This is a genomic window from Streptomyces albofaciens JCM 4342 (assembly GCF_008634025.1).
Taxonomy (GTDB): Bacteria; Actinomycetota; Actinomycetes; order Streptomycetales; family Streptomycetaceae; genus Streptomyces; species Streptomyces albofaciens.
In genome coordinates this window covers 2,748,010-2,773,247 of the sequence record NZ_PDCM01000001.1, presented here as the reverse complement: position 1 = coordinate 2,773,247, position 25,238 = coordinate 2,748,010, and the positions used below count along the sequence as shown (strand labels likewise).

At 74.4% G+C, this 25,238-nt stretch carries 26 protein-coding genes and 1 riboswitch; of the genes, 12 read left to right on the top strand and 14 right to left on the bottom strand.

Annotated elements, in window-relative coordinates; genetic code table 11:
- Positions 1-11: 11 nt before the first annotated feature.
- The 3 genes from CP973_RS12445 to CP973_RS12435 are packed head-to-tail and all read right to left on the bottom strand — an operon-like array spanning position 12 to position 2,767.
- Positions 12-1,058 carry a zinc-dependent alcohol dehydrogenase family protein gene (locus CP973_RS12445; RefSeq protein WP_150240189.1) on the bottom strand — a complete coding sequence of 349 codons (1,047 nt, stop codon included), beginning with the start codon at positions 1,056-1,058 and terminating at the stop codon, positions 12-14.
- 18 nt (positions 1,059-1,076) lie between these two features.
- Positions 1,077-1,784, bottom strand: a complete 708-nt coding sequence (locus CP973_RS12440) for a lysoplasmalogenase (protein ID WP_150240187.1) — start codon at positions 1,782-1,784, stop codon at positions 1,077-1,079.
- Positions 1,781-2,767 (bottom strand): sterol desaturase family protein, encoded by a 987-nt coding sequence (locus CP973_RS12435; RefSeq protein WP_150240185.1) that lies wholly within the window; start codon positions 2,765-2,767, stop codon positions 1,781-1,783. Before CP973_RS12435 ends, CP973_RS12440 begins: the two co-directional genes overlap by 4 nt.
- 344 nt (positions 2,768-3,111) lie before the next feature.
- Here CP973_RS12435 and CP973_RS12430 point away from each other — a divergent pair, with 344 nt between their 5' ends.
- From CP973_RS12430 to CP973_RS12410, 5 genes are all read left to right on the top strand, one after another.
- Complete coding sequence (locus CP973_RS12430; RefSeq protein ID WP_150240183.1) at positions 3,112-4,140, top strand: DEDDh family exonuclease; 1,029 nt, start codon at positions 3,112-3,114, stop codon at positions 4,138-4,140.
- Positions 4,141-4,203: 63 nt separating this feature from the next.
- Positions 4,204-4,437 (top strand): hypothetical protein, encoded by a 234-nt coding sequence (locus CP973_RS12425; RefSeq protein WP_003984909.1) that lies wholly within the window; start codon positions 4,204-4,206, stop codon positions 4,435-4,437.
- Positions 4,438-4,487: 50 nt separating this feature from the next.
- Positions 4,488-5,405 carry an SURF1 family cytochrome oxidase biogenesis protein gene (locus CP973_RS12420; protein WP_150240181.1) on the top strand — a complete coding sequence of 306 codons (918 nt, stop codon included), beginning with the start codon at positions 4,488-4,490 and terminating at the stop codon, positions 5,403-5,405.
- 22 nt (positions 5,406-5,427) lie between these two features.
- Positions 5,428-7,212, top strand: coding sequence for a glycoside hydrolase family 15 protein (locus tag CP973_RS12415; protein WP_150240179.1), 1,785 nt, complete (start codon positions 5,428-5,430; stop codon positions 7,210-7,212).
- 5 nt (positions 7,213-7,217) lie between these two features.
- Positions 7,218-7,973 (top strand): SDR family oxidoreductase, encoded by a 756-nt coding sequence (locus CP973_RS12410; protein ID WP_150240175.1) that lies wholly within the window; start codon positions 7,218-7,220, stop codon positions 7,971-7,973.
- Between the two features lie 191 nt (positions 7,974-8,164).
- Here the strand turns inward: CP973_RS12410 and amaP are convergent, their stop codons facing one another.
- From amaP to CP973_RS12385, 5 genes are all read right to left on the bottom strand, one after another.
- Positions 8,165-8,770 carry an alkaline shock response membrane anchor protein AmaP gene (amaP, locus tag CP973_RS12405; RefSeq protein WP_150240174.1) on the bottom strand — a complete coding sequence of 202 codons (606 nt, stop codon included), beginning with the start codon at positions 8,768-8,770 and terminating at the stop codon, positions 8,165-8,167.
- An 8-nt stretch (positions 8,771-8,778) separates the two neighbouring features.
- Complete coding sequence (locus CP973_RS12400) at positions 8,779-9,468, bottom strand: DUF6286 domain-containing protein (protein ID WP_150240172.1); 690 nt, start codon at positions 9,466-9,468, stop codon at positions 8,779-8,781.
- Entirely contained in the window at positions 9,465-9,872 is a 408-nt protein-coding gene (locus CP973_RS12395) for an Asp23/Gls24 family envelope stress response protein (RefSeq protein ID WP_150240170.1), read from the bottom strand. Before CP973_RS12395 ends, CP973_RS12400 begins: the two co-directional genes overlap by 4 nt.
- Before the next feature lie 6 nt (positions 9,873-9,878).
- Complete coding sequence (locus CP973_RS12390; RefSeq protein WP_150240168.1) at positions 9,879-10,076, bottom strand: hypothetical protein; 198 nt, start codon at positions 10,074-10,076, stop codon at positions 9,879-9,881.
- A 95-nt stretch (positions 10,077-10,171) separates the two neighbouring features.
- Positions 10,172-10,654 (bottom strand): Asp23/Gls24 family envelope stress response protein, encoded by a 483-nt coding sequence (locus CP973_RS12385; RefSeq protein WP_150240166.1) that lies wholly within the window; start codon positions 10,652-10,654, stop codon positions 10,172-10,174.
- A 192-nt stretch (positions 10,655-10,846) separates the two neighbouring features.
- On the opposite strand from CP973_RS12385, the gene CP973_RS12380 reads away from it, so the two are divergent.
- Entirely contained in the window at positions 10,847-11,593 is a 747-nt protein-coding gene (locus tag CP973_RS12380; protein WP_150240164.1) for a hypothetical protein, read from the top strand.
- A gap of 13 nt (positions 11,594-11,606) precedes the next feature.
- On the opposite strand, the gene CP973_RS12375 is transcribed toward CP973_RS12380, so the two are convergent.
- From CP973_RS12375 to CP973_RS12365, 3 genes are all read right to left on the bottom strand, one after another.
- The gene (locus CP973_RS12375; protein ID WP_150240162.1) at positions 11,607-12,386 is read right to left on the bottom strand and encodes an enoyl-CoA hydratase/isomerase family protein; all 780 of its coding nucleotides are present in this window, start codon (positions 12,384-12,386) and stop codon (positions 11,607-11,609) included.
- Positions 12,387-12,502: 116 nt separating this feature from the next.
- On the bottom strand, positions 12,503-12,724 hold the full coding sequence (locus CP973_RS12370) for a helix-turn-helix domain-containing protein (protein ID WP_030021347.1): 222 nt from the start codon (positions 12,722-12,724) through the stop codon (positions 12,503-12,505).
- Positions 12,725-13,113: 389 nt separating this feature from the next.
- A complete protein-coding gene (locus tag CP973_RS12365; protein ID WP_150240160.1) occupies positions 13,114-14,712 on the bottom strand; it encodes an ABC-F family ATP-binding cassette domain-containing protein in 1,599 nt (532 codons plus the stop codon).
- Between the two features lie 480 nt (positions 14,713-15,192).
- On the opposite strand from CP973_RS12365, the gene ypfJ reads away from it, so the two are divergent.
- Entirely contained in the window at positions 15,193-16,083 is an 891-nt protein-coding gene (ypfJ, locus tag CP973_RS12360; RefSeq protein WP_150240158.1) for a KPN_02809 family neutral zinc metallopeptidase, read from the top strand.
- Between the two features lie 134 nt (positions 16,084-16,217).
- Entirely contained in the window at positions 16,218-16,634 is a 417-nt protein-coding gene (locus tag CP973_RS12355) for a VOC family protein (RefSeq protein ID WP_150240156.1), read from the top strand.
- 51 nt (positions 16,635-16,685) lie between these two features.
- On the opposite strand, the gene CP973_RS12350 is transcribed toward CP973_RS12355, so the two are convergent.
- The 3 genes from CP973_RS12350 to CP973_RS12335 form a co-directional block, all read right to left on the bottom strand.
- A complete protein-coding gene (locus CP973_RS12350; protein ID WP_150240154.1) occupies positions 16,686-18,197 on the bottom strand; it encodes a hypothetical protein in 1,512 nt (503 codons plus the stop codon).
- A gap of 492 nt (positions 18,198-18,689) precedes the next feature.
- Entirely contained in the window at positions 18,690-19,817 is a 1,128-nt protein-coding gene (locus CP973_RS12340; RefSeq protein ID WP_150240150.1) for an alpha/beta hydrolase, read from the bottom strand.
- Positions 19,818-19,964: 147 nt separating this feature from the next.
- Positions 19,965-20,618 (bottom strand): class II aldolase/adducin family protein, encoded by a 654-nt coding sequence (locus tag CP973_RS12335; RefSeq protein WP_150240148.1) that lies wholly within the window; start codon positions 20,616-20,618, stop codon positions 19,965-19,967.
- Positions 20,619-20,952: 334 nt separating this feature from the next.
- Here CP973_RS12335 and CP973_RS12330 point away from each other — a divergent pair, with 334 nt between their 5' ends.
- The 4 genes from CP973_RS12330 to CP973_RS12315 all read left to right on the top strand — a co-directional run bounded on the left by CP973_RS12330 (position 20,953) and on the right by CP973_RS12315 (position 25,220).
- Positions 20,953-21,786: a lysozyme gene (locus CP973_RS12330; RefSeq protein WP_150240147.1), complete on the top strand. Its 834-nt coding sequence runs from the start codon at positions 20,953-20,955 to the stop codon at positions 21,784-21,786.
- A 348-nt stretch (positions 21,787-22,134) separates the two neighbouring features.
- On the top strand, positions 22,135-23,475 hold the full coding sequence (locus CP973_RS12325; protein WP_244409421.1) for an inorganic phosphate transporter: 1,341 nt from the start codon (positions 22,135-22,137) through the stop codon (positions 23,473-23,475).
- A 54-nt stretch (positions 23,476-23,529) separates the two neighbouring features.
- Entirely contained in the window at positions 23,530-23,766 is a 237-nt protein-coding gene (locus CP973_RS12320; RefSeq protein ID WP_150240145.1) for a hypothetical protein, read from the top strand.
- Between the two features lie 199 nt (positions 23,767-23,965).
- Positions 23,966-24,112: riboswitch (cobalamin riboswitch) on the top strand.
- Positions 24,113-24,239: 127 nt separating this feature from the next.
- A complete protein-coding gene (locus CP973_RS12315) occupies positions 24,240-25,220 on the top strand; it encodes a cobalamin biosynthesis protein (RefSeq protein ID WP_150240144.1) in 981 nt (326 codons plus the stop codon).
- The last annotated feature ends 18 nt before the right edge of the window (positions 25,221-25,238 follow it).

Below are 25,238 nucleotides of genomic sequence, written 5' to 3'. Positions count from 1 at the left end.
GTCCTCGCCGGTCAGGGCTTGACCAGGGCCTTCAGCGCGGTGCGCTCGTCCATGGCGCGGTAGCCGTCCGGGACGCCGTCGAGGTCCACGGTCAGGTCGAAGACCGGCGACGGGTCGAGGGTGCCGTCCAGGACGTCGGGCAGCAGGTCGGGGATGTACGTACGGACGGGGGCGACACCGCCGCGTACCGCGATGTTGTTCTGGAACAGCGTCTCCATGTCCAGGCCGTTGCCGCTGCCGTGCGGGACACCGACCCAGCCGACGGCGCCGCCGGGCCGGGTGATGCCGACAGCGGTGGCCATGGACTGCTCGGTGCCGACGGCCTCGATGACGGCGTGCGCGCCCCGGCCGCCGGTCAGCTCGCGCACCGCCGCCACGGCCGCGTCGCCGCGCTCGGCGACCACGTCGGTGGCGCCGAAGGCACGGGCGAGGTCCGTACGGGCGGTGTGCCGGCCGAGCGCGATGATCCGCTCGGCGCCCAGCCGCCTGGCGGCGAGCACCCCGCACAGCCCGACCGCGCCGTCCCCGACGACCGCGACCGTCGCGCCGGGCCGCACACCCGCGCCGAGCGCCGCGTGGTGGCCGGTGCCGAGCACGTCGGAGAGCGTCAGCAGCGCGGTCAGCAGCCGGTCGTCGCCGGCCGCGTCGGCGGGCAGCGTGACCAGGGTGCCGTCGGCGTACGGGACGCGGACGGCCTCGGCCTGGCCGCCGTCCGAGCCGGGCGTACCGCCCCAGAACCCGCCGTGCTCGCAGGAGGTCGTCAGGCCCTCGGCGCAGAACTCGCACACGCCGTCGGACCAGGTGAAGGGCGCGACGACGAGGTCGCCGGGCCGGACGCCGGACACCTCGGAGCCGGTCTCCTCGACCACGCCGAGGAACTCGTGGCCGATCCGCTGCCCGCGCTCGCGCGGGATCTCGCCCCGGTAGGCCCACAGGTCGCTGCCGCATATACAGGCCCGCAGCACCCGCACCACCGCGTCCCCCGGTTCCCGGACCGCGGCGTCCGGGACCTCTTCGACGCGGATGTCGCGGGGTGCGTGGAGGGTGGTGGCGCGCATGACGTACGTTCCTTGCGGTCAGACGGTTGTACTACGCACCTCACCGTACGCCCGGGTGGGTCCGGTGCCCCGGGTCCGTTCGCGTCCCGCGTACGCCCTCCGTACGCCGTCGGCCAGCGCGTACTGGGCCGCCGTGTACGTCAGCATCACCCAGAACTGGGCGGCGGGCGGCTGCCGCCAGTGGGCGAGACCAGTGGCGAGCAGCGCGTCGGACAGCAGGAAGAGCAGGCCGCCGAGCGCCGCCCGCGGGCCGAGCCGCAGGGCGGCGAAGGCCGTCGCGGTGAGCAGCAGGCTGTACGCGGCGACCGGCAGCCGCAGGTCTGCGTCCAGGTCCGGCCACAGCAGCGCGACGAAGCCGAGCCAGGCGGCCGCGTACACCGCCGCGAGCGGCCCGGAGCGCCGCGGCCCGCCCGGGAAGGCGCCGCGCCGGGCGAAGAGGACCAGGTAGCAGATGTGTCCGGCGGCGAAGGAGCCCATACCGGCCAGGAACAGCGCGTCGTCGCCGGTCTGGAGGAGGGTGTCGCCGCCGCAGCCGAAGAGCAGCGCGACGGCGAGCAGCCGGGGCGCGCCGGCGGCCAGCACGTACCCGGCCAGCACCGGCATCAGCGCGGGCTTGGTCAGGTGCGCGACGGTGGTCGCGCCGGTGAGCAGGGCGGCGAGGTGGACGAGGGTCAATCCGGCGAGGGCACCGAGCAGGACCCGCGCCGTGCGCGCGGCGGTCGTCACGCGACGCGCTCCTTGGCGGGGTCGGGGGTGGTGGAGGCGGTGGAGCTTTGGGAAGTCTTGGGGGCGTCGGCGGCCTCGGCCTTCCCGGACACCCCGGCCTTCCCGGACACCCCGGCCTTCTCGGCCTTCCCGGCCGCCTTCCCTGCCGCGAGCCGCGCCGGCTGCCACCCCGGTCCGCGGAAGACCCGCCCGGCCCGTTCGCTCCAGCTCTCCGCCGCCCGTATGTCGCGGGCGATGGCCGCGTACTCGTGGGTGGCGACGCGCAGCGGGTTGAAGGTGTTGATGTTCTTGGTGAGCCCGTAGACCGGCCGTTCCGTCTCCGGGACGAACGAGCCGAACATCCGGTCCCAAATGATGAGGATGCCGCCGAAGTTGCGGTCCAGGTAGCCGCCCTGCGAGGCGTGGTGCACCCGGTGGTGCGAGGGCGTGTTCAGTACGTACTCGAAGGGCCCGGGGAGCTTGCCGACCCGCTCGGTGTGCACCCAGAACTGGTAGACGAGGTTGGCCGACGAGCAGAACGCGACCGCGGCCGGGTGCACGCCGAGGGCGACCATCGGCACGTAGAACGGCCAGACCGTCCAGCTGGTCCACGGCTGCCGCAGCGCGGTGGTGAAGTTGAACTTCTGACTGGAGTGGTGCACCACGTGGCACGCCCACAGGATGCGGATGACGTGGTGGCCGCGGTGCGACCAGTAGTAGAAGAAGTCCTGCGCGAGCAGCATCAGCGGCAGCGTCCACCACAGGACGGGCACCCGCAGCGGGGTGAGCGTATAGACGGCCGAGTAGATCGCCACGATCGGGATCTTCCACAGCGCGTCGAAGACCAGGCTGCCCAGTCCCATCCCCACGCTCGTCGCCGCGTCCTTGGCCTCGTACCCGGCGGCGTCCTCGTCGGGATGGAGGCGGTAGCTCACCATCTCCACGACGGTGAGCACGATGAACGCGGGCACGGACCACAGCACGACATCGGGCAGGTGCGGCATGTCGGCACCATAAAGGCGCCGATGGGCGCCCCGCTAGGGGTTGTTACCGAGAAGTATGTAAGACGGGGTGTCAGCGGCGTTCGGGGTGTGGCACGTTTCCGTCGGGGACTATTCGGGCGTTCGTTACGTAACGCCGCAGTCGGGTCCGGGCCGCGCGCCCGACACGGGAGGGGGCCGGACGCCGCCGTGTGACCGCGTCCCCCGATCGTGGTCCAACGGACGGCCGGGCGCGCTCCGTTCGCGCACGTCCGCGCCGGGCGCCCCGCCCGCGGGCCGCGCCGGGCCGCCGGCGGGCACGGGGAGGGCGGTGGCGCTGTCAGTGGCGGCCCGTATCCTCAGTGACCATGCTCGAAGACCGCATGGCAGCAGCCCGCCCGATCACCCCGGCGATCGGGCGGCAGCCGTCCCCTCCGGAGGCGGAAGCCCCCTGGCCGGCCGCGTATCCGAAGGGGTACGCGGTCGTCGACGTGGAGACCACCGGCCTGGCCCGCGACGACCGCATAGTGTCCGCGGCCGTCTACCGCCTGGACACCCACGGCGAGGTCGAGGACCACTGGTACACCCTCGTCAATCCGCAGCGGGACCCCGGCCCGGTGTGGATCCACGGTCTGACGAGCGACATGCTGTCCACCGCGCCGCTCTTCCCCGAGATCGTCCCCGAGCTGTCCCGGCGGCTGGAGGGGCGGGTCCTGGTCGCGCACAACGCGATGTTCGACTGGTCGATGATCGCCCGGGAGTACGCCCGCGCCGAGGCCGAGGCACCGGTGCGGCAGCGGCTGTGCACCATCGCGCTCTCCAAGGAGCTGCGCCTGCCGCTGCCCAACCACAAGCTGGAGTCCCTCGCCGCGCACTACGGCGTCAAGCAGGAGCACGCCCACCACGCCCTCGACGACGCCCGGGTGCTGGCGGAGGCGTTCCGCCCCAGCCTGCGGCTGGCCGCACAGGCCAATCTGCGCCTGCCGCTGCTGGCCTGCCAGCCGCTCACGGAGTGGGCGGACGGCCCGGCGCCCCGGCAGCGCACCGCCTCGTCCGCGTACCGCCCCACCAGCTGGCGCCCCTCGCGCAAGCGGCCCGCCTGCCCGTACCCGAACCCCGGCCGGTACGAGCCGGGCGGCCGCCTGGTGCAGGGCATGCGGGTGGCGTTCTCCGGTGACACCTCCGTCGACCGCGAGCTGCTGGAGGACCGCGCGACCGAGGCCGGGCTGCACGTGGCCACCAGCGTCTCCCGGCTGACGAGCCTGCTGGTCACCAACGACCCGGAGTCGCGTACGTCCAAGACCGCCAAGGCCCTCGCGTACGGCACCCCGGTCATCGACGAGGCCGCCTTCATGCAGCTCCTCCAGGACGTGGCCCCGGCGCCTGCGTCCGGGTGAAGCCCCACAACACGCCAGGGGCAGGCTCGCCCCGCCGCCCGCCCCACCCGCACCCTGTGGCGCATGGCACGTTGTGAGGTCTGCGGAAACGAATACGGCATGACGTTCGAAGTGCACGCCCAAGGCGCGGTGCACGTCTTCGACTGCTTCTCCTGCGCCATCCACCGCATGGCGCCGATCTGCGAGCACTGCCGGTGCCAGATCATCGGCCAGGGCGTGGAGGCGGGCGGCCGGTGGTTCTGCGGCGCCCACTGCGCCCGCGCGGAGGGCCAGGTGGGCATCGTCGACCGGGTCTGACGCCGACCCCGCCGCCAGGGCGCCGGATGCCCTGGTTGTACCTTCGTGGGGTGTACCGCTTCCTGTTGTCCCGGCAGTGGGTGATCCTCACCCTCGTGGGTCTCGTCCTGATCCCAGTGATGGTCAAGCTGGGTTTCTGGCAGCTCCACCGCCATGAGCACCGGGTGGCACAGAACCAGCTCATCTCGGACAACCTCCACGCCGAGCCGGTCCCGGTCACCGACCTGACCGCCCCCGGCCGGACGCTCCCGCGCGACGACATGTGGCGCCGGGTGACCGCCACCGGCACATACGACACCGAGCACGAGGTCGTGGTCCGCCAGCGCACCGCCGCCGACGAGCAGACCATCGGCTACTACGTGCTGACCCCGCTGGTCCTGGACCGGGGGCCGCGCAAGGGCGCCACCGTCCTGGTCAACCGCGGCTGGATCGCCTCCGGCAACGACCTCACCCGCTTCCCCGACGTGCCCGCCGCGCCGGCCGGGCAGGTCACCGTCACCGGCCGGATGATGGCCGACGAGACCACCGGGAACAGCGGCATCAAGGACAAGCCGGGCCTGCCCGAGCGCCAGGTCATGCTGATCAACAGCGAGCAGCAGGCCAAGGCGCTGGGCCGCCCGGTCCTCGGCGGCTACATCGAACAGACCGCGCCGAAGCCCCCCGGCGGCAAGCCGGAGCCGGTGCCCGAGCCGGACCACGACAGCATCGGTCCGCACATGGCCTACGCCGTCCAGTGGTGGCTGTTCGCCGCCGGGGTGCCCGTGGGCTGGTTCATCCTGGTCCGCCGGGAACGCCGGGACCGGCTGGCTGCCGCCGCGAGCCCCGCGGACGGCGCGGCCGCCGCCACGAGCCCCGCGGACAGCGCGGCCGAGGCCACGGGTGAGGACGCGACCCCCGCGGCGGACACCGGGTCCGCCGGATCCACCACCGCCGAGCCCCTGCCCCGTACAGTCGCCGGAAGCGAATAGCCGCTGACGGAAGGGGCACCGCGTGCACGCACCCATCGAGGACCACGCGCTCATCGGTGACCTGCAGACCGCCGCCCTGATCGGCCGGGACGGCTCGGTCGACTGGCTGTGCCTGCCCCGCTTCGACTCCCCCGCCTGCTTCGCGGCCCTGCTCGGCGACCGGGAGAACGGGCACTGGCTGCTCGCCCCCGCCGCCTCCGACGCCCGGTCCGAGCGCTCCTACCGCGGCGACTCCCTCGTCCTGGACACCGTCTGGCACACCGGTACCGGCTCGGTGCGGGTCACCGACTTCATGCCGCAGCGCGACCGCGCGCCCGACCTCGTACGCATCGTGGAGGGCCTGGAGGGCGAGGTCGCCATGCAGGGGGTGCTGCGGCTGCGCTTCGACTACGGCCTGGTCGTCCCCTGGGTGCGCCACGTCGGCCGGTGCCGTGTCGCGGTGGCCGGTCCCGATTCCGCGTGGCTGCGCACCGAGCCCGAGGTCGAGACGTACGGGCAGGGGTACAGCACCCGCTCCGACTTCACCGTCGCGGCCGGCGAGCGGGTGGCGTTCGTCCTGACCTGGCACCCCTCGCACGAACCGCGCCCCGCCGAGATCGACCCCTACGAGGCGCTGGAGCACACCCTGGAGGACTGGCGGGCGTGGGCGGCGCACTGCCGCTACGACGGCCCGTACCGCGCCGAGGTGCTGCGCTCGCTGATCACCCTCAAGGCGCTGACCTTCGCACCCACCGGCGGCATCGTCGCCGCGCCCACCACCTCGCTGCCGGAGGAGCTGGGCGGCGTACGCAACTGGGACTACCGCTTCTGCTGGCTGCGCGACTCCACCCTCACCCTGAACTCGCTGATCACCGCCGGGTACACCGAGGAGGCGGTGGCCTGGCGGGACTGGCTGCTGCGCGCGGTGGCGGGCAACCCGGCCGACCTCCAGATCATGTACGGCCTGGGCGGCGAGCGGCGGCTGCCGGAGACCGAGCTGCCCTGGCTCGGCGGCTACGCCGGCTCCAAGCCCGTACGCATCGGAAACGCCGCCGTCGAACAGCGGCAGCTCGACGTCTACGGCGGGGTGCTGGACTCCTTCCACATCGCGCGCGTCGCGGGCCTGCCGTCCAAGCCGCACGCCTGGAACATCCAGCGTGCGCTGCTGGAGTTCCTGGAGTCCCACTGGCGCGAGCCCGACGAGGGGCTGTGGGAGGTGCGCGGGCCGCGCCGGCACTTCGTGCACTCCAAGATCATGGCCTGGGTCGCCGCGGACCGCGCCCTCAAGGCGGTGGAGTTCCACCCCGACCTGGAGGGGGACGTGGACCGCTGGCGCGCCATGCGCGACGCGGTGCACCGTGAGGTGTGCGAGAAGGGCTACGACCCCGGGCGCAACACCTTCACCCAGTCCTACGGCTCCAAGGAGCTGGACGCCTCGACGCTGCTGATCCCGCGCCTCGGCTTCCTGCCCGCCGACGACCCGCGGGCCGTCGGCACGGTCGACGCGGTCCGCGCGGAGCTGACGCACGGGGGCCTGATACGGCGGTACAGCACCGACGGCAGCACCGTGGACGGGCTGCCGGGCAGCGAGGGCACCTTCCTGGTCTGCTCGTTCTGGCTCGCCGAGGCGCTGCATCTGACCGGGCGGCGGGAGGAGGCCCGGGAACTGTTCGACCGGCTGCTGCGGCTGCCCAACGACCTGGGGCTGCTGGCCGAGGAGTACGACCCGGTCAGCGGCCGCCAGCTGGGCAACTTCCCGCAGGCGTTCAGTCACGTCGGCCTCATCGGCACCGCCTTCACCATGTTCGGGTGCGACGGGGCAGACTGACCCCCATGGATCTAGGACTCACCGACCGGACCTACATCGTCACCGGCGCCAGCCGCGGCCTGGGCTTCGCCACCGCGCGGGAACTGGTCGCCGACGGGGCGAACGTCGTCATCAGCGGACGCGACGCGGAGAGCGCGCGGTCCGCCGCGGCCTCGCTCGGCGAGCGGGCGCACGGCGTCGCCGCCGACAACGCCGACCCGGACGCCGCCGCCCGCCTGGTGGACACCGCCCGCGAGCGCTTCGGCCGCCTCGACGGCATCCTCGTCAGCGTCGGCGGCCCGCCGCCGGGCCGGCCCACCGACAACACCGACGAGCAGTGGCAGGCGGCGTTCGAGTCGGTCTTCCTCGGCGCGGTCCGGCTCGCCCGTACGGCGTCCGCCGCGCTCGGCGACGGCGGCGCGATCGGCTTCGTCCTGTCCAGCTCCGTCTACGAACCGGTCGACGGGCTGGCCATCTCCAACGGCCTGCGGCCGGGCCTGGCGGGCTACGCCAAGGCACTCGCCGACGAACTGGGCCCGCGCGGCATCCGGGTCTTCGGCGTCCTGCCGGGCCGCATCGCCACGGACCGCCTGACACAGCTCGACGCCCTCTCCGGAAACCCCGAGGAGGCCCGCACCCGCAACAGCGCCACGATCCCACTGCGCCGCTACGGCGAACCGGAGGAGTTCGGCCGCACCGTCGCTTTCCTGCTGTCCCCGGCGGCGTCGTATGTCACCGGGGTGATGGTGCCGGTGGATGGTGGGGCTCGGCGGGGGTTTTGAGGGCGGGCGCGCCACGGGGCGCCGGGCGTACGGTCGTGACGCATGCGGGAGCGGGGGTACGGTCCCGGCGCACGCGGGGGCCGTACGGCTTCGGCGCACGCGGGGGCGGGGCGTGCGGCTCTGGCCCACGCGGTGGCCGGGGCGTGCGGCTCCGGCCTACCGGAAGCGCCGGGCGCCCCCGCACGCCCCGCCTAACTCACCCGCTCCGCCCGATGCTTGACCGCCCGCAGCCGTACCTCGGCGGGCAGCTTCTCCAGTCCGGCCGAGGTGCGTGCGTGGGCGATCGTCTCCGACGAGAGACGGGCGACCACCGCGCAAGGGTTCGCGTGGGGGGCGAGGGCCAGACCGGCGCGCAGCCGGGGTTCCGTGCGGCGTCCGGTCAGCCTCACCCGCGCCCGGTCCACCCCGTCCAGTGTCTCCGTCTCGGCGGTCAGGACGCTCTCCATCGCCCGGCCGCGCAGCTGGGCGCCCTCGCCGTCGCCGCTGTCCACGAGGACCTCGCCCAGCCGGTGCCGCCGGAACTGGGACAGCAGCCACCACAGCGCCAGCAGGACCAGCACCGCCAGCACCGCGATGACCACCGGCCACCACCAGCCGCTGTCCGTCCAGCGGGTGCGGTCCTCGGCGCGCAGCAGCACGTCGTCGGGGCGCGACCAGCGCCAGCCGGACGGCATGCCGAAGCCCCACTTGCCCGGCAGGTCGAGGCCGCCGAGCAGCACCGTGCCGCCGACACCGATCAGCACCAGGCCGGTCAGGCCCAGCAGCACCCGGTTGACCGTTCGCGAGACCTTGCGCATCGCCGTGCTCACCTCTTCGCGGACCGGCGTACCCGTACGGACAGCGCGAGCCGCCGGGCGAGCCCCAGCTGCCGCAGTCCGTCGCCGAGCGCCGTGTCCAGGTCGCCCCGTACCTCGTCCAGTCCGCGGAAGTGCGAGACCGCGCGGGCCTTGGCCCTGCGGCGGCCGACGGCGACCCGTACGGACTGCACGCCCGGCACCTCCATGGCCCGGTCGCGCAGGACCAGCGCCGCCGCCGCGCGGTCCAGGCCGCTGCGTACGTCCGGCGTCGTGCGCCGCATCGGCAGCACGGCGCGCAGGCCGGGCGTCACCGCGAGCAGCAGCAGCCACAGGCCCAGGACCACGGCCACGGCGGCGCCCACAAGCACCCATACGTCGTCCAGGTGACGGGTCGCCAGCTCCTCGGCGAGGCGCTTGCGCCAGGCCATGGCGGGACGGTCGGCGCGCACCGCGGCCACGTCGTACAGCAGCAGGCCCGCGGCGCCCAGCACCACGAGCGCCACCAGCGCGGCCGGCACCCGGCGCGCCGCCCAGAAGCGCCGGGCCCGGCCCCCGCCGCCGCTCTCCTCGTGCTCCTCGTGCGCGGGCCGTTCGCCGTCGGCCGGGGCGGTGTCTTCGGGCCCGGCCGTGGCGCCCGCCGATGTGTCGAGGGTGGGGAGCCGTCGGGTCCCCCGCAGGTCGGGGTCGTCGTCGCTCATCGCACCCTCCCCCGGCCGCTCCGCTCCAACTGGGGCGCGCGCAGCCGCTCGACCTGTACGGAGACCTCGGGCACCGACATCCCGGCCAGTTCGCGCACCCGCTGCGTCACCTGGCGGCGTACCGCGCCGCACTGGGCGCCGATGTCGGACGGATAGCCCAGCTCCACGGCCACCCGCACCCGTGCCTCGCCGAAGTCCCGGCGCCCTTCGCGGCGGCGCACCGACACCGAGGCGTGCGCGTCGGTACGGACGGTGGAGGCGTCGCGCAGGGCTTCGCGCGCGGCCTGCGCGGCGATCTTCGCCACGACCCGGTCCGCGACCCGGGTGGCACCCCGTTCACCGGCCGGTACGTCGGCCGGGTGGGCGGCGCCGGGTGCCGCGGCCGCGGGGGACACGGTCGCCACCGGGCGTCACCTCCGCCGGTCGTCGCGGTCGCCCGTACGGGTACGGAAGAACTCTCCCGGCTCCAGGTCGCCGTCCACGAACCTCCCGACGATGAACCCGATGGCGCCCAGCGCCGCCACCAGCACGAAGGCCCCGAAGCCGCCGAAGTATCCGGCGAAGCCCAGCGCCATTCCGGCCAACAGACCGGTCACGGCCATGCTCATCTACGCGCTTCCCTTCGCTACCACCCCGGCCGGGCCCCGCGGAGCGAAGCCCCGGCACCTTGTCTGGAAACTGGCCGCCGCTCTGCCGGCCCGCTCTACTGGAGGCGCGGCTCCTCGTCGCCCTCGTCCTCCTCGTCGTCGGGCAGTTTCACATCGCTCACCGCGATGTTGACCTCGACGACCTCCAGGCCCGTCATCCGCTCGACGGCGGAGATGACGTTCTCCCGTACGGCCTTGGCGAGGTCCGCGATCGAGACCCCGTACTCGACGACGATCTCCAGGTCGAGCGCGGTCTGCACCTCGCCGACCTCGGCCTTCACGCCGCGCGTCACCGACTTGCTGCCGCCGGGCACCCGGTCGCGCACCGCGCCGAGCGTGCGGGCGAAGCCGCTGCCCATGGCGTGTACGCCCACCACGTCCCGGGCGGCCATCCCGGCGATCTTCTCCACGACGCCGTCCGCGATGGTGGTGCGCCCGCGGGTCGCGGGATCACCGCCGCCCCGCTTGGCTCCCAGCGTCTTGCCCTGCGAGTCTCCGGTCCGCGGCTCGGGCCGGTTACCTTGTGCGCTCTCGGTCATCGCCGATCGTCCCTTTCCGGAGGGGCGGAGCTCGAAGCCGCTCCGTTTCTTACAGTAAGTCCGTTTCCCCGAGGTCGCTCCGGGGATGCGGCAGCCGGGTGCATCTGTTGCGGCCATTCGCGTACCCGGTCCTGCCGCGCCCGCCGGTGTGCGGCAAGGTGGAAGCACGCTTCGGGAAAGAGGTGACGGCCGGTGGCCGGTGACCAGTTGGTGACGGCGGTACGGCAGCAGCTCGGGCTGGGACGGCTACTGCCGCTCGGCGGCCCCGCGGACGGCGCGTGGATCGCCGAACGAGCCGCCGCCGGTGTACTGCGCAAGGCCGGCGACGCGCTGCCCGGACTCCGCGTCGGTACGGTACGGCTGTCCCTGGCGGAGCCCGACGCCCCGCCGGAAGCCGCCGTTCCGGCTCCGCCGAGCGCGCTGCCGCCCGGGCCGCTGCGGATCGAGGCGGACTTCGCGGCCACGGCGGGCCGCCCGGTCCCGGCCTCCGCCGGCCTGCTGCGGGAAGCGCTGCTGACGTGCGGCGCGGAGCGGCTGGGCCTGGAGGTGGCGGCCGTCGATCTGCGGGCCACCGATCTCCTCGACGGGGACGACGGCGGGGATGAAGGCGGGAACGACGCGCCTGGCGGGGGCGGTGGGGCGGAAACCGCCGATACGGCGGCGGGCCCGGCCGGAGCCACGGCCGGGGACGCCGATCCCCTGGAAGCGGCCGTACTACGGGTGCCGGGCGTCGTCCGGCTCGTGCCGGCGCTGGGCGCGCTGTCCCGGCCGGTGCGGCACGACGACGGGCACGTACTGGTGCAGCTGGCCGTCGCGGCGGACCGGCGGGCGCTGGACGTGGCGCGGGCGGTGCGCGACGCGGTCGGGACGGCGGCGGGCGCGGAGCGGCCCACCGTCGCGGTGCTCGTCGCCGCCCTCGAACCGCCCGCCGCCTCCTGAGCGTCGCGAGCGGTTACTCGCCCAGCCCCGCCAGGTCCCGCAGCCGGCGCGCCTGCGCGGCCCGTTCGGCGGCCCGCTGCTCCTCGTACGTACGGGAAACGGCGCCCGCCAGCAGGGCCTTGGTCTCGATGACGGCGTCGCGGGGCGCGGCGACGAGGGCCGCCGCCAGGTCCGCGACGGCGCCCTCCAGGTCGGCGGCGGGCACGACGAGGTTGGCCAGGCCGATGCGCTCGGCCTCGTCGGCGTGCACGAAGCGGCCCGTGGCGCAGATCTCCAGCGCGCGGGCGTAGCCGACGAGCGAGACCAGGGGGTGGGTGCCGGTCAGGTCCGGCACCAGCCCCAGGCTGGTCTCGCGCATCGCGAACTGCGCGTCGTCGGCGCACACCCGCAGGTCGCAGGCGAGCGCGAGCTGGAAGCCCGCGCCGATCGCGTGGCCCTGGACGGCGGCTATCGACACCAGGTCGGTACGCCGCCACCAGGTGAACGCTTCCTGGTACTCGGCGATCGTGGCGTCCAGTTCGCTGTCCGTACCGCGCGCCATGTCCAGGAACGACGGTTCACCGTCGAAGCCCTCGGGCGTGAAGGCCTGCCGGTCCAGTCCGGCGGAGAAGGACTTGCCCTCACCGCGCAGCACCACGATCCGGACGTCGCCCGGCAGCAGTGATCCGGCCTCGGCCAGCGCCCGCCACATGGCGGGCGACTGTGCGTTGCGCTTGGCCGGTCCGGCGAGGGTCACCGTGGCGATCACGTCGTCCACGGTGAGCCGCACACCGTCCTTGTCGAGCAGAGTCATGGGGCGCCTCCGAGTCAGCCGACCGCACTTGCGTGCCTAAGTGACTGAACAGTAACCACCCGGTCGCCTGCTCGACCGACCGGGTGGCACCGTGGCTCCCGGAGTGACCGCCTCGGTCAGGCCGAGGCGGCCTTCTTGCCCCTGGTGGCTCCGCCACGACCACGCAGGGTCACACCGGATTCGCTGAGCATCCGGTGCACGAACCCATAGGAGCGGCCGGTCTCCTCGGCCAGCGCCCGGATGCTCGCTCCGGAGTCGTACTTCTTCTTCAGGTCTGCCGCGAGCTTCTCGCGCGCGGCGCCGGTCACCCGGCTGCCCTTCTTCAGAGTCTCGGCCACCCGTGCCTCCTCGTGGGAAGTGCGCTCTGGACTTCTCATGATCACCCCTCCCGGCCTTCCTGGCCACCCATTCAGCAAGGTCCGTGGCACATCCTTTGGCGCCCGAGGCGCCGCATTGACCTTTGGAATTAGGGGTTCCGCCCGGAATTCCAGCGGTCGGACAGCCGAATTTCCGGCGAACGAGCAGGTCAGAGGGGGGTGGTACGACATGATGACGGCCGGGCCCAGCGGGCCCGGCCGTCACGGGGAGGCTCGCCGATGTACGAGCCGTTCTCACTCAGATGATGGATCACCCGTCGGCCGAATGATCCAGACGTCCTTGATCCCTCCGGCCGCGGACCGCCGCCGGACGCGGGGAGCGGGCCCCGGGGCCCGGGACCACCGCCGCCTCAGGCCAGCGCGACCAGGTCCGCGTAGTCCTGGCCCCACAGGTCCTCCACGCCGTCCGGGAGCAGGATGATGCGCTCCGGCTGGAGGGCGTCCACCGCGCCCTCGTCGTGGGAGACCAGCACCACCGCGCCGGTGAAGGTGTGCAGCGCGCCGAGGATCTCCTCGCGGCTGGCCGGGTCGAGGTTGTTCGTCGGCTCGTCCAGGAGCAGCACGTTGGCGGAGGAGACGACCAGGGTGGCCAGCGCCAGCCGGGTCTTCTCGCCGCCGGAGAGCACGCCCGCGGGCTTGTCGACGTCGTCACCGGAGAAGAGGAACGAGCCGAGCGTCTTGCGGATGTCGACCAGGTCCATGTCCGGCGCGGCCGAGCGCATGTTCTCCAGGACCGTGCGGTCCGGGTCCAGCGTCTCGTGCTCCTGCGCGTAGTAGCCCAGCTTCAGGCCGTGCCCGGGACGCACCTCGCCGGTGTCCGGCTTCTCCACGCCCGCCAGCAGGCGCAGCAGGGTCGTCTTGCCCGCGCCGTTCAGGCCGAGGATGACGACCCGGGAGCCCTTGTCGATGGCCAGGTCGACATCGGTGAAGATCTCCAGCGAACCGTACGACTTGGACAGGCCCTCGGCCATCAGCGGCGTCTTGCCGCACGGCGCGGGGTCCGGGAAGCGCAGCTTGGCGACCTTGTCGGAGGCGCGCACCTCCTCCAAGCCGGCCAGCAGCTTGTCCGCGCGCCGGGCCATGTTCTGCGCGGCGACGGTCTTGGTGGCCTTCGCGCGCATCTTGTCGGCCTGCGAGTGCAGCGCGGCGGCCTTCTTCTCGGCGTTGGCGCGCTCGCGCTTGCGGCGCTTCTCGTCGGCCTCGCGCTGCTGCTGGTACAGCTTCCAGCCCATGTTGTAGATGTCGATCTGGGACCGGTTGGCGTCCAGGTAGAACACCTTGTTGACCACGGTCTCGACCAGGTCGACATCGTGGGAGATCACGATGAAGCCGCCGCGGTAGGTCTTCAGGTAGTCGCGCAGCCAGGCGATCGAGTCGGCGTCGAGGTGGTTGGTCGGCTCGTCCAGGAGCAGCGTGTCGGCGTCCGAGAAGAGGATGCGGGCCAGCTCGACGCGGCGCCGCTGGCCGCCGGAGAGCGTGTGCAGGGGCTGGCCGAGGATGCGGTCCGGCAGGCCCAGGCTGGCGGCGATGGTCGCGGCCTCCGCCTCGGCCGCGTAGCCGCCCTTGGTCAGGAACTCCGTCTCCAGGCGCTCGTACTTCTTCATCGCCTTCTCGCGGGTGGCGCCCTTGCCGTTGGACATCCGGTCCTCGTTCTCGCGCATCTTGCGCAGGACGGAGTCCAGGCCGCGCGCGGAGAGAATGCGGTCGCGGGCGAGCACGTCGAGGTCGCCGGTGCGCGGGTCCTGCGGCAGGTAGCCGACGTCGCCGGAGCGGGTGACCGTGCCGGCCGCGGGCATGCCCTCGCCCGCCAGGACCTTGGTGAGGGTGGTCTTGCCCGCGCCGTTGCGGCCGACCAGACCGATCCGGTCGCCCTTGGCGATCCGGAAGGAAGCGGACTCGATCAGGACACGGGCGCCGGCGCGCAGCTCCAGGCCGGAGGCGGTGATCACGGGTAAGACTCCAGGGCAGGTAAGGACAGCGGAAGGGACGGGGATGATCACAGCCGCGCGGCGGCGCGCGCCCCGCACGGCAGGGACCGGTGCGGACGGGCGGCCTGGACGGCGTGCCGACGCCGTCTAATGCGCGAGGAGAATTGCCATACGGACCAGTCTAACGGTGACGTGCAACCAGTTTTTCCGGGCCGTCGGCGAGGGCGGCGGCGCGCCGGGCGGATCGTGCGCGCCCACCCTCGTCCGCCCGGCGTTCCCCCTGGTCCGCCCTCGTTGTCGCTCCTCGCCCGCTCGCCCGTTCGGCCGTCCGGGGTCGCGGTGGGCGGGTGGGCGCGGCTGGATGGGGCACAGACGGTGTGCTCCCTGCGGAGACAGGCCCGTACGGGGCCGAGCCCGTACGGAGACGAGCCCGTACGGAACGGAAGCGAGCCGTACGGAAACGAGCCGGTACGGAGACGAGCGGCGGAGGGCGGTACGGCCATGCAGTTCGACGACGACGCCGGGCTGGACACCTCTCAGGTCCAGGACCGGCGCGGCAGCCGGCTGCCCGGCGGGCGGGCCACCCTCGGCGGCGGGCTGGCGGGCCTGATCGCGCTGGTGGCCGGGCTGTTCTTCGGCATCGGGCCGAACGAGCTGGGCCTGACCGATACGGATCAGTCGCCGGAGCCCGACGCCTCCCCGGCCGAGCGGGTCCAGGAGCGGTGCCGGACCGGGCAGGACGCCAACAGCCGCGAGGACTGCCGGACCGTGGCCGTCGTCAACAGCGCGCAGGCCTTCTGGCAGCAGGAGTTCCGGCGGCGCGGCGCCGCGTACGAGCGGGCGCCGACGGTCCTGTTCACCGGCCGCGCGGACACCGCGTGCGGGTCCGCGACCTCGGCGGTCGGGCCGTTCTACTGCCCCGGCGACCGCAAGGTCTACCTGGACCTGGACTTCTTCCGGGAGCTGCGCACGAAGTTCGGCTCCAGTGGCGGGCCGTTCGCGCAGGCGTACGTCGTGGCGCACGAATACGGCCACCACGTCCAGAACCTGACGGGCACGCTGCGCCGCTCCCAGGGCGGCCGGGCCGGCGCGGACAGCGACGCGGTCAAGGTGGAGCTCCAGGCCGACTGCTACGCCGGGGTCTGGGCCCGGCACGCGACCGGCACGCCCCAGGAGTCCACCGGCCGGCCCTTGATCACCAGCCTCACCGAGGCGGACGTGCGCGACGGTCTGGACGCGGCGGCCGCGGTCGGCGACGACCGGATCCAGGAGCGCTTCCAGGGCCGGGTCACGCCGGAGAGCTGGACGCACGGGTCCTCGGCACAGCGGCAGCGGTGGTTCTCGACCGGGTTTCGTACGGGGGACATGGCGCGCTGCGACACGTTCCGCTGAGCCGCCGCACGCGTCTGCTCCCGTGCTGGTCAGTGGGCGTTCGGAGGGCATTGTCAGACCCCGGTGCCAGACTGTGATGTGGGTCTCACGGCGGGGCCCGCGGAGTCCGATCGCAGGCAGGGAAGGTGATCGTCATGACCGATGTGGCGGCGGGGACGCCCGCATTCTGTCCGACACTGCGCTACCGCGACGCGAAGGCGGCGATCAAGCAGCTCACGGAAGCCTTCGGCTTCACCCGGAGCGCGCTGTACGAGAGCGAGGACGGCACGGTGCTGCACGCCGAGCTGGCCTTCGGGAACGGCGTGGTGATGCTGGGCTCGAAGGGCACCGGCGGGCCGTACGAGGAGGCGCTGGGCGACGGCGGCCCGATCGGTGTCTACACGACCGTCGCGGACCCGGACGCGCACCACCGGCGGGCCGAGCGGGCCGGGGTGGAGATAGTCCTGCCGCTCACCGACCAGGAGTACGGCTCCCGTGAGTACACGGCCCGCGATCTGGAGGGCAACCTCTGGACCTTCGGGACGTACGCGCCGGCGCTGCCGCAGGCCTGAGGGACGGGCGCCGGATCCCGCGAACCGGGTCCGGCCGTCCGCCCCGAAGCGTCACGCGCCGCCCGTGTGGACCTGGAAGGCGGCTCGCCGTACGGCCTTGGCGAGGGCCGGGTCGGGGTGGGCGGCGGCCAGCGCGACCAGGACCTGCACGGTGCGCGGGTGGCCCACGGCCCGTACCTCCTCCAGCAGGCGCGGGACCGAGCCCTGGACGGCCGATTCGAGGTGGCGGACCAGCAGCTGGCTCTCGCCGTGGTCGGCGACGGCCGCGGCGGTGTCCACCCACAGCCAGGTGGACTCCTCGCGGGTGAGCACGTCCGGCGCGGTCTCCGGGTCGCCGCCCTCGTGCTCGACCAGCCAGAGCAGGGCGTACGGCCGCAGGCCCGGCTCCTCGGCGGCGGCGCGCACGGCGGGCTCCGCCGGGGCGCCGACGGCGCGCAGCGCCTCGAAGGCGAGACCGCGCAGCAGCGCGTCCTCGCCGCGGGCCACCTCCAGGAGTTCCTCGACCGCGCTGCCCGCGGACCGGGCGGCCAGCCAGGCGCGGTATTCGGCGCGTGCCGGGCCGGGGGTCAGCCGGGCGCAGCCGCGCAGCATCGCCTCGGCGGACTGCTCGATGTTGCCCGCCGGGCTCTGCGCGGCGACGCAGATCTGTTCCAGCTTGACCCAGACCGACCAGTTGCCGAGGGGGGTGAGCAGCGCTTCGCGTTCGGCGGGCACGCCGGTCTTCGCGCCGTCGCGCACGACGAGCGCGCCGACGGCGGCGAGGCCGTCCAGCGCCCAGTCCAGGAGCACCGCGAGTGACACCCCCGCGGCGTCACTCACCGCCTCGGCGGCGTCCGGGGCGGCCGGTTGCCTGCCGGTGGGGGCGGTCGCCGGCCGGGCAGGGCCCGTCTCCGCGCCCCGAGCAGGCCCCGTCTCCGCGCCCCGGTCGGGCCCGTACGGCACCTCGCAGCGCTCGGTACGGAGTTCCGCGACCCGCTGTTCCAGCATGTCCAGCAGGACCGGGAGCCGGACCGGGCCGGCCGACAGGTGCAGGAGGGAGAGCAACTGCGGCACGGCCTCGACCACCTCGGCGACGGCGGTCGGCCCGGCACCGGGCGGGGCGGGGCGCGCCAGCGACCAGGCGTCGAAGAGCGCGACCCAGCCGCGCAGCGCTGCGGTGTCGTCGCGCTCCCAGGCGCGCAGCCGCCAGCCGGGGCGGGCCACGCCGCCGTGCAGTTCGACGAGCCCGGCCAGCCGGGCCAGGTCCCAGTCCGTACGGACCTGGTGCCCGGTCAGCCGCAGGTCGCGCGCGGCCTGTTCGGTGACCTCCGCGGGCAGCGCGCCGTCCGGGCCGGCCCGCAGCCCGGCGCCCGCGCCGTACTCGCCGTCGGCCCAGCGGGCGAGCCGTACGGCGCCGGACAGACAGGCGCGGGCCTGCCGCGCCAGTTCCGCGGGCGGCGGCGTGCCCTGGGGCGGCCGGGGCGCCGGGCGGGCGGCCCGGGTGCTCACCGCCCGGCGGGCGGCGGCAATCGGTTGACGGGGGACGAGTCGGAGCCGGGAGTCGCGCGGAGTACGGGACGTCACAGGGGCAGTCTTCCCGTTGACGGCCCGAAAGCCCAATCGGAACGGTCGGTACGTTCCGGGAGAACGTCGCACGGGGGGCGCACCAGGGCGTCGGGACGGGCCCACGGCCCCGTCCCGACGGGTTCACGGACCGGTCGCGACGGGTTCACGGGCCGGTCACCGCGGGCCTGCGCCCGCCCGACCGGAACGTGCCCAGCCGACCGGAACCCGCCACTTGGCCGGAACCCACCCTCCGGCCGGAGCCCGCGACTCGGCCGGAACCCGTCCCCAGCCGGAACCTCCACCCGGCCGCCCCCAGCCGGAACCTCCACCCGGCCGCCCCCAGCCGGAACCTCCACCCGGCCGTCCCCAGCCGGAACCTCCACCCGGCCGCCGCCCAGTCGGCGCCCACCACCCGGCCGCCGCCCGGTCGGCGCCCGCGGCCGACGCCCGGTCCCCGGACCCACGCGCCCGCCCACACCACACGCCCCCGCTCACATCACACGCCCCCGCTCACATCAACGGCGTGAGAAACCGGCGCAACGTTTCCTCGTACCGGCCCGGGTCCGCGTTCCACATGGCCGCGTGGGGCGCGTGCGGTACCGGGTGAAGGGTGATCAGGTCGGGGCGGCGGGCGGCGAATTCCCGGGAGGAGGACCACGGGGCGAGCGTGTCGTCGGGGCCGTGGATCAGCAGGGTCGGCACCGTGAGCAGGTCCGGGACCCAGGCGTCGGCCAGCCGGTCGGCGTGCAGGCCGGTGCTGCCCTCGGCGGCGCGCACCGCCAGCGGCAGCAGCGGGCGCGGGGTGCGGTGGGCGGCGGCCAGGGCCCGGACGGTGGCCTGCCAGTCCAGGACCGGGGAGTCCAGGACCAGGCCGGCGATGCGGTCGCGCAGTCCGGAGTTGGCGGCGGCGCGCAGGGCCATCGACGCGCCGGTGGACCAGCCGTGCAGGACGACGCGCTCCGCGCCGTACCGGACCGCGTAGCGGATCGCGGCGTCCAGGTCGCGCCATTCGGAGTCGCCGAGGTGGCTGATGCCGTCGGCGGTGGGCGGGGCGCCGATGTCGTTGCGGTAGGCCAGGTCCAGGACGGGCAGCCGCTGATCGCTGAGGAACGGCATGAGCACCATGGGGTGCTCGCGGGTGGTGCCCAGGCCGTGCACGGTGATCACCCAGGTCTCCCGGGCGCCCGGCACGAACCACGCGGGCAGGGCGCCCAGTTCGCCGGGAATGTCGACATCGGCGCAGTCGAGGCCCAGCGCGTCGCGCGGGTTGCCGATGTGCACCTGGGGCGTCAGCCGCATCCGGGCGCCCGGCCGGAGGGTGCCGTGGGTGATCCGCTCCAGGCGGCGGACGACCGTGTCGGCGGGGTGCGGCACATCGTCCAGCACCGGGCCGACGACCGCGTGGCCGCCCGCGCCGGTCAGGCCGTACGTACCGGGCCGCAGTGAGGCGAGGCTGCGGGTCAGCGTGATCCGCCCGGGGCCGGTGGAGTGCACCGTGAGCCGGGGGTCGCCCGGCAACGGCCGGTCGGGCGCGGGTTTGAGGACCATGTCGCTGGCGTACCGGCCGGCCGCCACCGCGGCCGCGCCGGCACCGATCACCGTGGTGGCGGCCGCTGCCGCCGCAGTACCCAGACGCATCCTCCCCAGTGTGGGCAAGCCCGGCGGCCTCGGCCAGTGGACGGGGGCGGCCGGGTGACGGCGGGCGCGGCTGCGCGCGGCCGGGCGGGGACACGGCGCACCGGGCGGGGACACGGCGCGCGGGGCGGCCCGGGCGGGCGGCGCGCGTCAGCCGGGCTGCCCGTAACCGCGCAGCCGCTCGCCGGCCGCGGCGACCTGTTCCGGCGTCAGCAGCGCGGGCTCGCGGCCGGGCAGCGAGCTGGCGGCGAGCCAGACGCGGCACATCCACTCCAGCTGGGCGGTGCGGTCGTACGCCTCGTCAAGGGTGTCCCCGTACACGATGGTGCCGTGGTTCCGCAGGAGGCAGCCGGTGCGGCCGCGCAGTGCGGCGAGCATGTTCTCGGCCAACTCTTCCGTGCCGTACAGGGCGTACGGCGCGACGCGGACGGGGCCGCCGAGGGCCGCGGTCATGTAGTGCACGGGCGGGAGTTCGGTGACGAGGGTGGAGACGGCGGTGGCGTGTGCGGCGTGGGTGTGCACGACGGCGCGGGCGCCGGTGGCGCGGTAGACGGCCAGGTGCATGGGCAGCTCGCTGGTCGGCCGGAGCGTGCCGCGCGCGGGGCTCCCGTCGAGGCCGACCGCGGTGAGGTCGCCGGGCCCGAGCCGGTCGTAGGGGACGCCGCTGGGCGTGACCAGGACGAGGTCGCCGACGCGCACGGAGACATTGCCGGAGGTGCCGACGACCAGCCCGTCGGCGACCGTGCGGCGGGCGGTGGCGACCAGCTCGCGCCAGGCGCGGTCGATGGCTTCCCGGTCCGTCATGGGTGGGCCCTCCGGTGTGCTGTACGGGCGCGGCCCCGCCGGGATGCGCGGGGGTGGTGCGCGGGTGGCTGCCGACACCGTACGGGCCGGGGGCGGCGCCGTGGGGCGGACCCCCGCCTTCCGGTATCCGCCATGTCGGACCGGTGACATCTGGGCAGGGATTGACCGAGCATCGACCGCCTTGTACGGATCACCCGATACTCTTCCGGAGATTTTGTCATGCACGTAGCCATGCCCACGAGCAGCCATGCTCGCTCGCAGCCATGCACGTAGCCATGCCCGCACGCAGCAGTTCCCGTATGTGCCGTCATCCTGGGGAGATCCGGGGGGAACCATGGCCCGTGACCACGATCACCAGCCCGGCGCGCAGCGCCCGCCGCGCGCCCCGCAGCACCCGCACCCACACCCGCACCCACAGCACCCCCACCCGCCGCGCCCGAGGCGCCGCCGCCTCACCGCCGCCTCGCTCGCCCTCGGCGCGCTGACCGCGGTCCTGTACGCCGCCGTACCCGCACCGCCCGCCGCCGAGGCCGCGGGCAAGCCGCTCGGCCACGACGTCTCCTCCCACCAGGGCGCCGTCGACTGGCGGGACGTACGGGCGAAGGGCGGCCGGTTCGTCTACATCAAGGCCACGGAGTCGGACTGGTACCACAACCCGCACTTCTGGCGGCAGTACCGCGGCGCGCGCAAAGCCGGCCTGCTGCGCGGCGCGTACCACTTCGGGGTGCCGAGCGCGTCCTCCGGAACCGCGCAGGCGCGGCACTTCCTGCGCCACGGCGGCGGATGGAAGGCGGACGGCCGGACGCTGCCGCCGGCCCTGGACATCGAGCACAATCCGTACGCCCCGGAGCGGGCGTGCTTCGGCATGAGCCGCGCGGCGCTGGTCCGGTGGATCCGCGGGTTCAGCAACGAGGTGCTGCGGCAGACCGGACGGCGACCGGTGATCTACACGACGGCGCGGTGGTGGAACGGCTGCACCGGCGGCAGCCGGGCGTTCGCCGCCACCCACCCGCTGTGGCTGGCGAACTGGCACAGCACGCCCGGCAAGCTGCCGGCCGGCTGGGCGTACCCGAGCTTCTGGCAGTACGCGAACCACGGCGCGCTGCCGGGCGACCAGAACAAGTGGAACGGCACGGCCGCCCAGCTACGGCGCTTCGCCCGGGGCTGAGGCGGAAAACCAGGGCAACCGCGGCGCGGTGCGGGACGAGGCGACCGAGCATCCAAGCCCCCGACCACTCAAGCCCCCCCGGATGTCCGAGCCCCCGGATGCCCGAACCCCCGGGCACCCAAGCCCCCGAGCGTCCAAGCCCCGGCGCATATGCCGCCCGGCACCCGGTACGCCTGGGACGCACGGGGCTCCCGTGCTGATGCGTACGGGGCCCGCGTGACGCCTCGGGCGCCTCCGCGCCACCCCTGCGGGGGCGTCACCGCGGCGTCCGGTCCAGTTCACCTTCCGTTCACCCGTCGTCCGTACGGTCCCGAGCGTTACTGACCATCGAACTGATTGCCTGGGTGAATGGAACACATCACGCTTCTCATCGGGATCGTGATCGTCACGGCCTTGGTGTTCGACTTTACGAACGGCTTCCACGACACGGCCAACGCCATGGCCACCACCATTTCCACCGGGGCACTCAAGCCCAAGACGGCGGTGGCGATGTCGGCGGCCCTCAACCTGCTCGGCGCATTCCTGTCCGTGGAGGTCGCCAAGACCATCTCCGGCGGGATCATCGACGAGACCGCCGGCATCAGACCAGAGGTGATCTTCGCCGGACTGGTCGGCGCCATCGTCTGGAACCTCGTCACCTGGCTGGCCGGGCTCCCCTCCAGCTCCTCGCACGCCCTCTTCGGCGGCCTGATCGGCGCGACCCTGGTGTCCGTCGGCGCGAGCGGCGTGCACGGCGGCGCCGTTGTCATGAAGGTCCTCATCCCGGCCGTCGCCGCGCCGATCGTGGCCGGTCTGGCCTCGATGGCCGCGACCCGGCTGACGTACCGGCTGGCCCGCGACCGCGCCGAGGAGGACACCGCCAAGGGCTACCGCGCCGGGCAGATCGCCTCCGCCGCCCTGGTCTCCCTCGCCCACGGCACCAACGACGCCCAGAAGACGATGGGCGTGATCACCCTGGCGCTGATCACCGGCGGCGTCGTGGCACCGCACGCCGACCCGCCGCTGTGGGTCATCGCCTCGGCGGGCCTGGCCATCGCGCTCGGCACGTACCTGGGCGGCTGGCGGATCATCCGCACGATGGGCAAGGGCATCACCGACATCCAGCCGCCGCAGGGCTTCGCCGCCCAGACCGGCGCCGCGGCCACCATCCTGGCCTCCTCCCACCTCGGCTTCGCGCTCTCCACCACCCAGGTCTGCTCCGGCTCCGTCATGGGTTCCGGGCTGGGCCGCAAGGGCGGCGTGGTGCGCTGGTCCACGGCGGGCCGGATGGTCGTCGCCTGGGGCCTGACGCTGCCGGCCGCCGGTCTGGTCGCTGCGGGCGCCGCGCTGCTGGCGGACCAGGGCGACTGGGGCATCGCGACCGTCGCGGTCCTCGCGCTCGCCGTCTGCGGCGCGATCTGGGTGGCCTCCCGGCGCAAGCCGGTGGACCACACCAACGTCAACGAGGGCCCGGCCGCGGAGCCCGCGGGTGTCGTGACCGCCGCCCTCCAGGCCGTCTCGCCGCCGCCCGCCGGCCCGGTCGCCACCGAGCCCGCGACGGCCGCCACGATCCCCGCGCCCGCGGTGGCCGGGGCGCGGCTCACCGACCCGGTCGGCGCGGCCCCGGTGATCGCCGCCCCGGTGGCCGCCCACCCGCACGAGAAGCACGGGACCGAGCCCCGCGCCAAGGCCGGCTCGGCCGCCGGCTGACCCCGCCGTACGGCTCCCCGCCTCCCCCGGCTTCCACGAAGGAACGAGAACGCAATGAGCATCGACTGGGCAGCGCTCGGCCAGGTCTTCGGCGTCACGCTGGTCGTGACGGTCGGCATCGTGGGCCTGTTCACCCTCGGCATCGTCGGCACGTCCCGCAAGCCCCGGCAGGAGGGCGAGGCGGTGGCCGCCGACGGTCCCGGCGGGGCGGCGCGGGCCGGCGCGTACGCCTGCTTCGCGCTGTGCGCGGCGGCCGTGGCGTACGGCATCTACCTGATCGTCGCCGCCTGACCGGCACCGGCACGGCGCCCCGGGGCGTCCGGTGGCCGCGGCACCCGCCGCGGTCACCGGGCGCCCCGTCGCCGTCCGCGGGCAGTGGCCGCCTGTGTCCTCCGACACAGGCGCGGCCCCCGCCCCGCGCCGCAGGTCAAGCGCGAGTTGACGGGCTTCGCGGAGCGTGGTGGACTGCCGGAGCCAATCGGCGACAGATGAGGAAGTCCGGTGAGAATCCGGCGCGGTCCCGCCACTGTCACCGGGGAGCGCTCCTCCATCAAGGGCCACGGTCCGCGTCCGGGACGCGGGTTCCGTACGGACTGGAAGGCCGGGGGAAGCGCCGATCCGGGGAGCCAGGAGACTCTCGTCGCCGTACCCGTCGAACCAGGGCGCGGACCCTGAGTGAGGACCTACCGCCATGCCCGGCCGCAGTTCGAGACCCGCTGGACGTACCCCGCTGCCCCTCCGAGGCGCGACGGCGGTCTGATCCGATGCGTGCCGAACACGCCGGCTACGCGTGCGGCGCGGCCCTCGGTTTCCTCGGCGACCTGGTCGTGGGCGACCCCCGGCGCGGTCACCCGGTGGCCGCCTTCGGGCGGGCCGCGGCGGCCGTGGAGCGCCGCCTGTGGAGCGACGGCCGCGGGCGCGGAGCCCTGCACACCGCACTGCTCGCCGGCGGCACCGCCGCCGGTGCCACGCTGCTCACCCGTGCCGTACGCCGCTCCCCCGCGGCCTTCCCCGCCTCCGTGGCGCTGACCGCCGCCGCCACCTGGGCCGTCCTGGGCGGCACCTCGCTGGGCCGCGAGGCACGGGCCGTCGGCGGGGCGCTCGCCGTGGGCGACCTCGATGTGGCGCGCGAGCGCCTGCCGCACCTGTGCGGGCGCGACCCGCAGGCCCTGGACGGGCAGCAGATGGCGCGCGCGGTGGTCGAGTCCGTCGCCGAGAACACCTCGGACGCGGTGGTCGGCGCCCTGGTGTGGGGCGCGGTCGCCGGTGTTCCCGGGCTGCTGGCGTTCCGCGCCGTCAACACGCTGGACGCGATGGTGGGCCACACATCGCCGCGCTACCGCCGCTTCGGGTGGGCCTCGGCCCGCCTCGACGACGTGGCCGGCTTCCCCGGCTCCCGGCTGACCGCCGCGCTGGCGGTCCTGGCCGGTCCGGACCGGCGGGGCGCGTGGCGCGCCTGGCGGCAGGACGGCGCGTCCCACCCGAGCCCCAACGCGGGCCCGGTGGAGGCCGCGTTCGCGGGCGCGCTGGGCGTACGGCTGGGCGGCACCCTGGCGTACGGCGGCCGGGTCGAGCACCGGCCGGTGCTCAACGGCGGCACCGGGCGCCCCGTCGCGGTGCCGGACATCGAGCGGGCCGTACGGCTGTCGCGCCGGGTGAGCGCGCTGGCCCTGGCGGCCACGGTCACGGGCCGGCTGGCGGCCGGGGCGGTACGCCGGTCCCGTACGGCCGGGAGGGCCAAGTGAGCAGCAGCAACGTACGGA

Coding starts and splice junctions, on each gene's coding strand:
- CP973_RS12385 (WP_150240166.1), bottom strand. CDS start 10,654: ATGACCGAGAGCGCACAAGGTAACCGGCCCGAGCCGCGGACCGGAGAC.
- CP973_RS12330 (WP_150240147.1), top strand. CDS start 20,953: ATGGCCCGTGACCACGATCACCAGCCCGGCGCGCAGCGCCCGCCGCGC.
- CP973_RS12340 (WP_150240150.1), bottom strand. CDS start 19,817: ATGCGTCTGGGTACTGCGGCGGCAGCGGCCGCCACCACGGTGATCGGT.
- CP973_RS12390 (WP_150240168.1), bottom strand. CDS start 10,076: ATGAGCATGGCCGTGACCGGTCTGTTGGCCGGAATGGCGCTGGGCTTC.
- CP973_RS12435 (WP_150240185.1), bottom strand. CDS start 2,767: ATGCCGCACCTGCCCGATGTCGTGCTGTGGTCCGTGCCCGCGTTCATC.
- CP973_RS12375 (WP_150240162.1), bottom strand. CDS start 12,386: ATGACTCTGCTCGACAAGGACGGTGTGCGGCTCACCGTGGACGACGTG.
- CP973_RS12425 (WP_003984909.1), top strand. CDS start 4,204: ATGGCACGTTGTGAGGTCTGCGGAAACGAATACGGCATGACGTTCGAA.
- amaP (WP_150240174.1), bottom strand. CDS start 8,770: ATGCGCAAGGTCTCGCGAACGGTCAACCGGGTGCTGCTGGGCCTGACC.
- CP973_RS12335 (WP_150240148.1), bottom strand. CDS start 20,618: ATGACGGACCGGGAAGCCATCGACCGCGCCTGGCGCGAGCTGGTCGCC.
- ypfJ (WP_150240158.1), top strand. CDS start 15,193: ATGCAGTTCGACGACGACGCCGGGCTGGACACCTCTCAGGTCCAGGAC.
- CP973_RS12325 (WP_244409421.1), top strand. CDS start 22,135: ATGGAACACATCACGCTTCTCATCGGGATCGTGATCGTCACGGCCTTG.
- CP973_RS12355 (WP_150240156.1), top strand. CDS start 16,218: ATGACCGATGTGGCGGCGGGGACGCCCGCATTCTGTCCGACACTGCGC.
- CP973_RS12410 (WP_150240175.1), top strand. CDS start 7,218: ATGGATCTAGGACTCACCGACCGGACCTACATCGTCACCGGCGCCAGC.
- CP973_RS12445 (WP_150240189.1), bottom strand. CDS start 1,058: ATGCGCGCCACCACCCTCCACGCACCCCGCGACATCCGCGTCGAAGAG.
- CP973_RS12430 (WP_150240183.1), top strand. CDS start 3,112: ATGCTCGAAGACCGCATGGCAGCAGCCCGCCCGATCACCCCGGCGATC.
- CP973_RS12400 (WP_150240172.1), bottom strand. CDS start 9,468: ATGAGCGACGACGACCCCGACCTGCGGGGGACCCGACGGCTCCCCACC.
- CP973_RS12315 (WP_150240144.1), top strand. CDS start 24,240: ATGCGTGCCGAACACGCCGGCTACGCGTGCGGCGCGGCCCTCGGTTTC.
- CP973_RS12320 (WP_150240145.1), top strand. CDS start 23,530: ATGAGCATCGACTGGGCAGCGCTCGGCCAGGTCTTCGGCGTCACGCTG.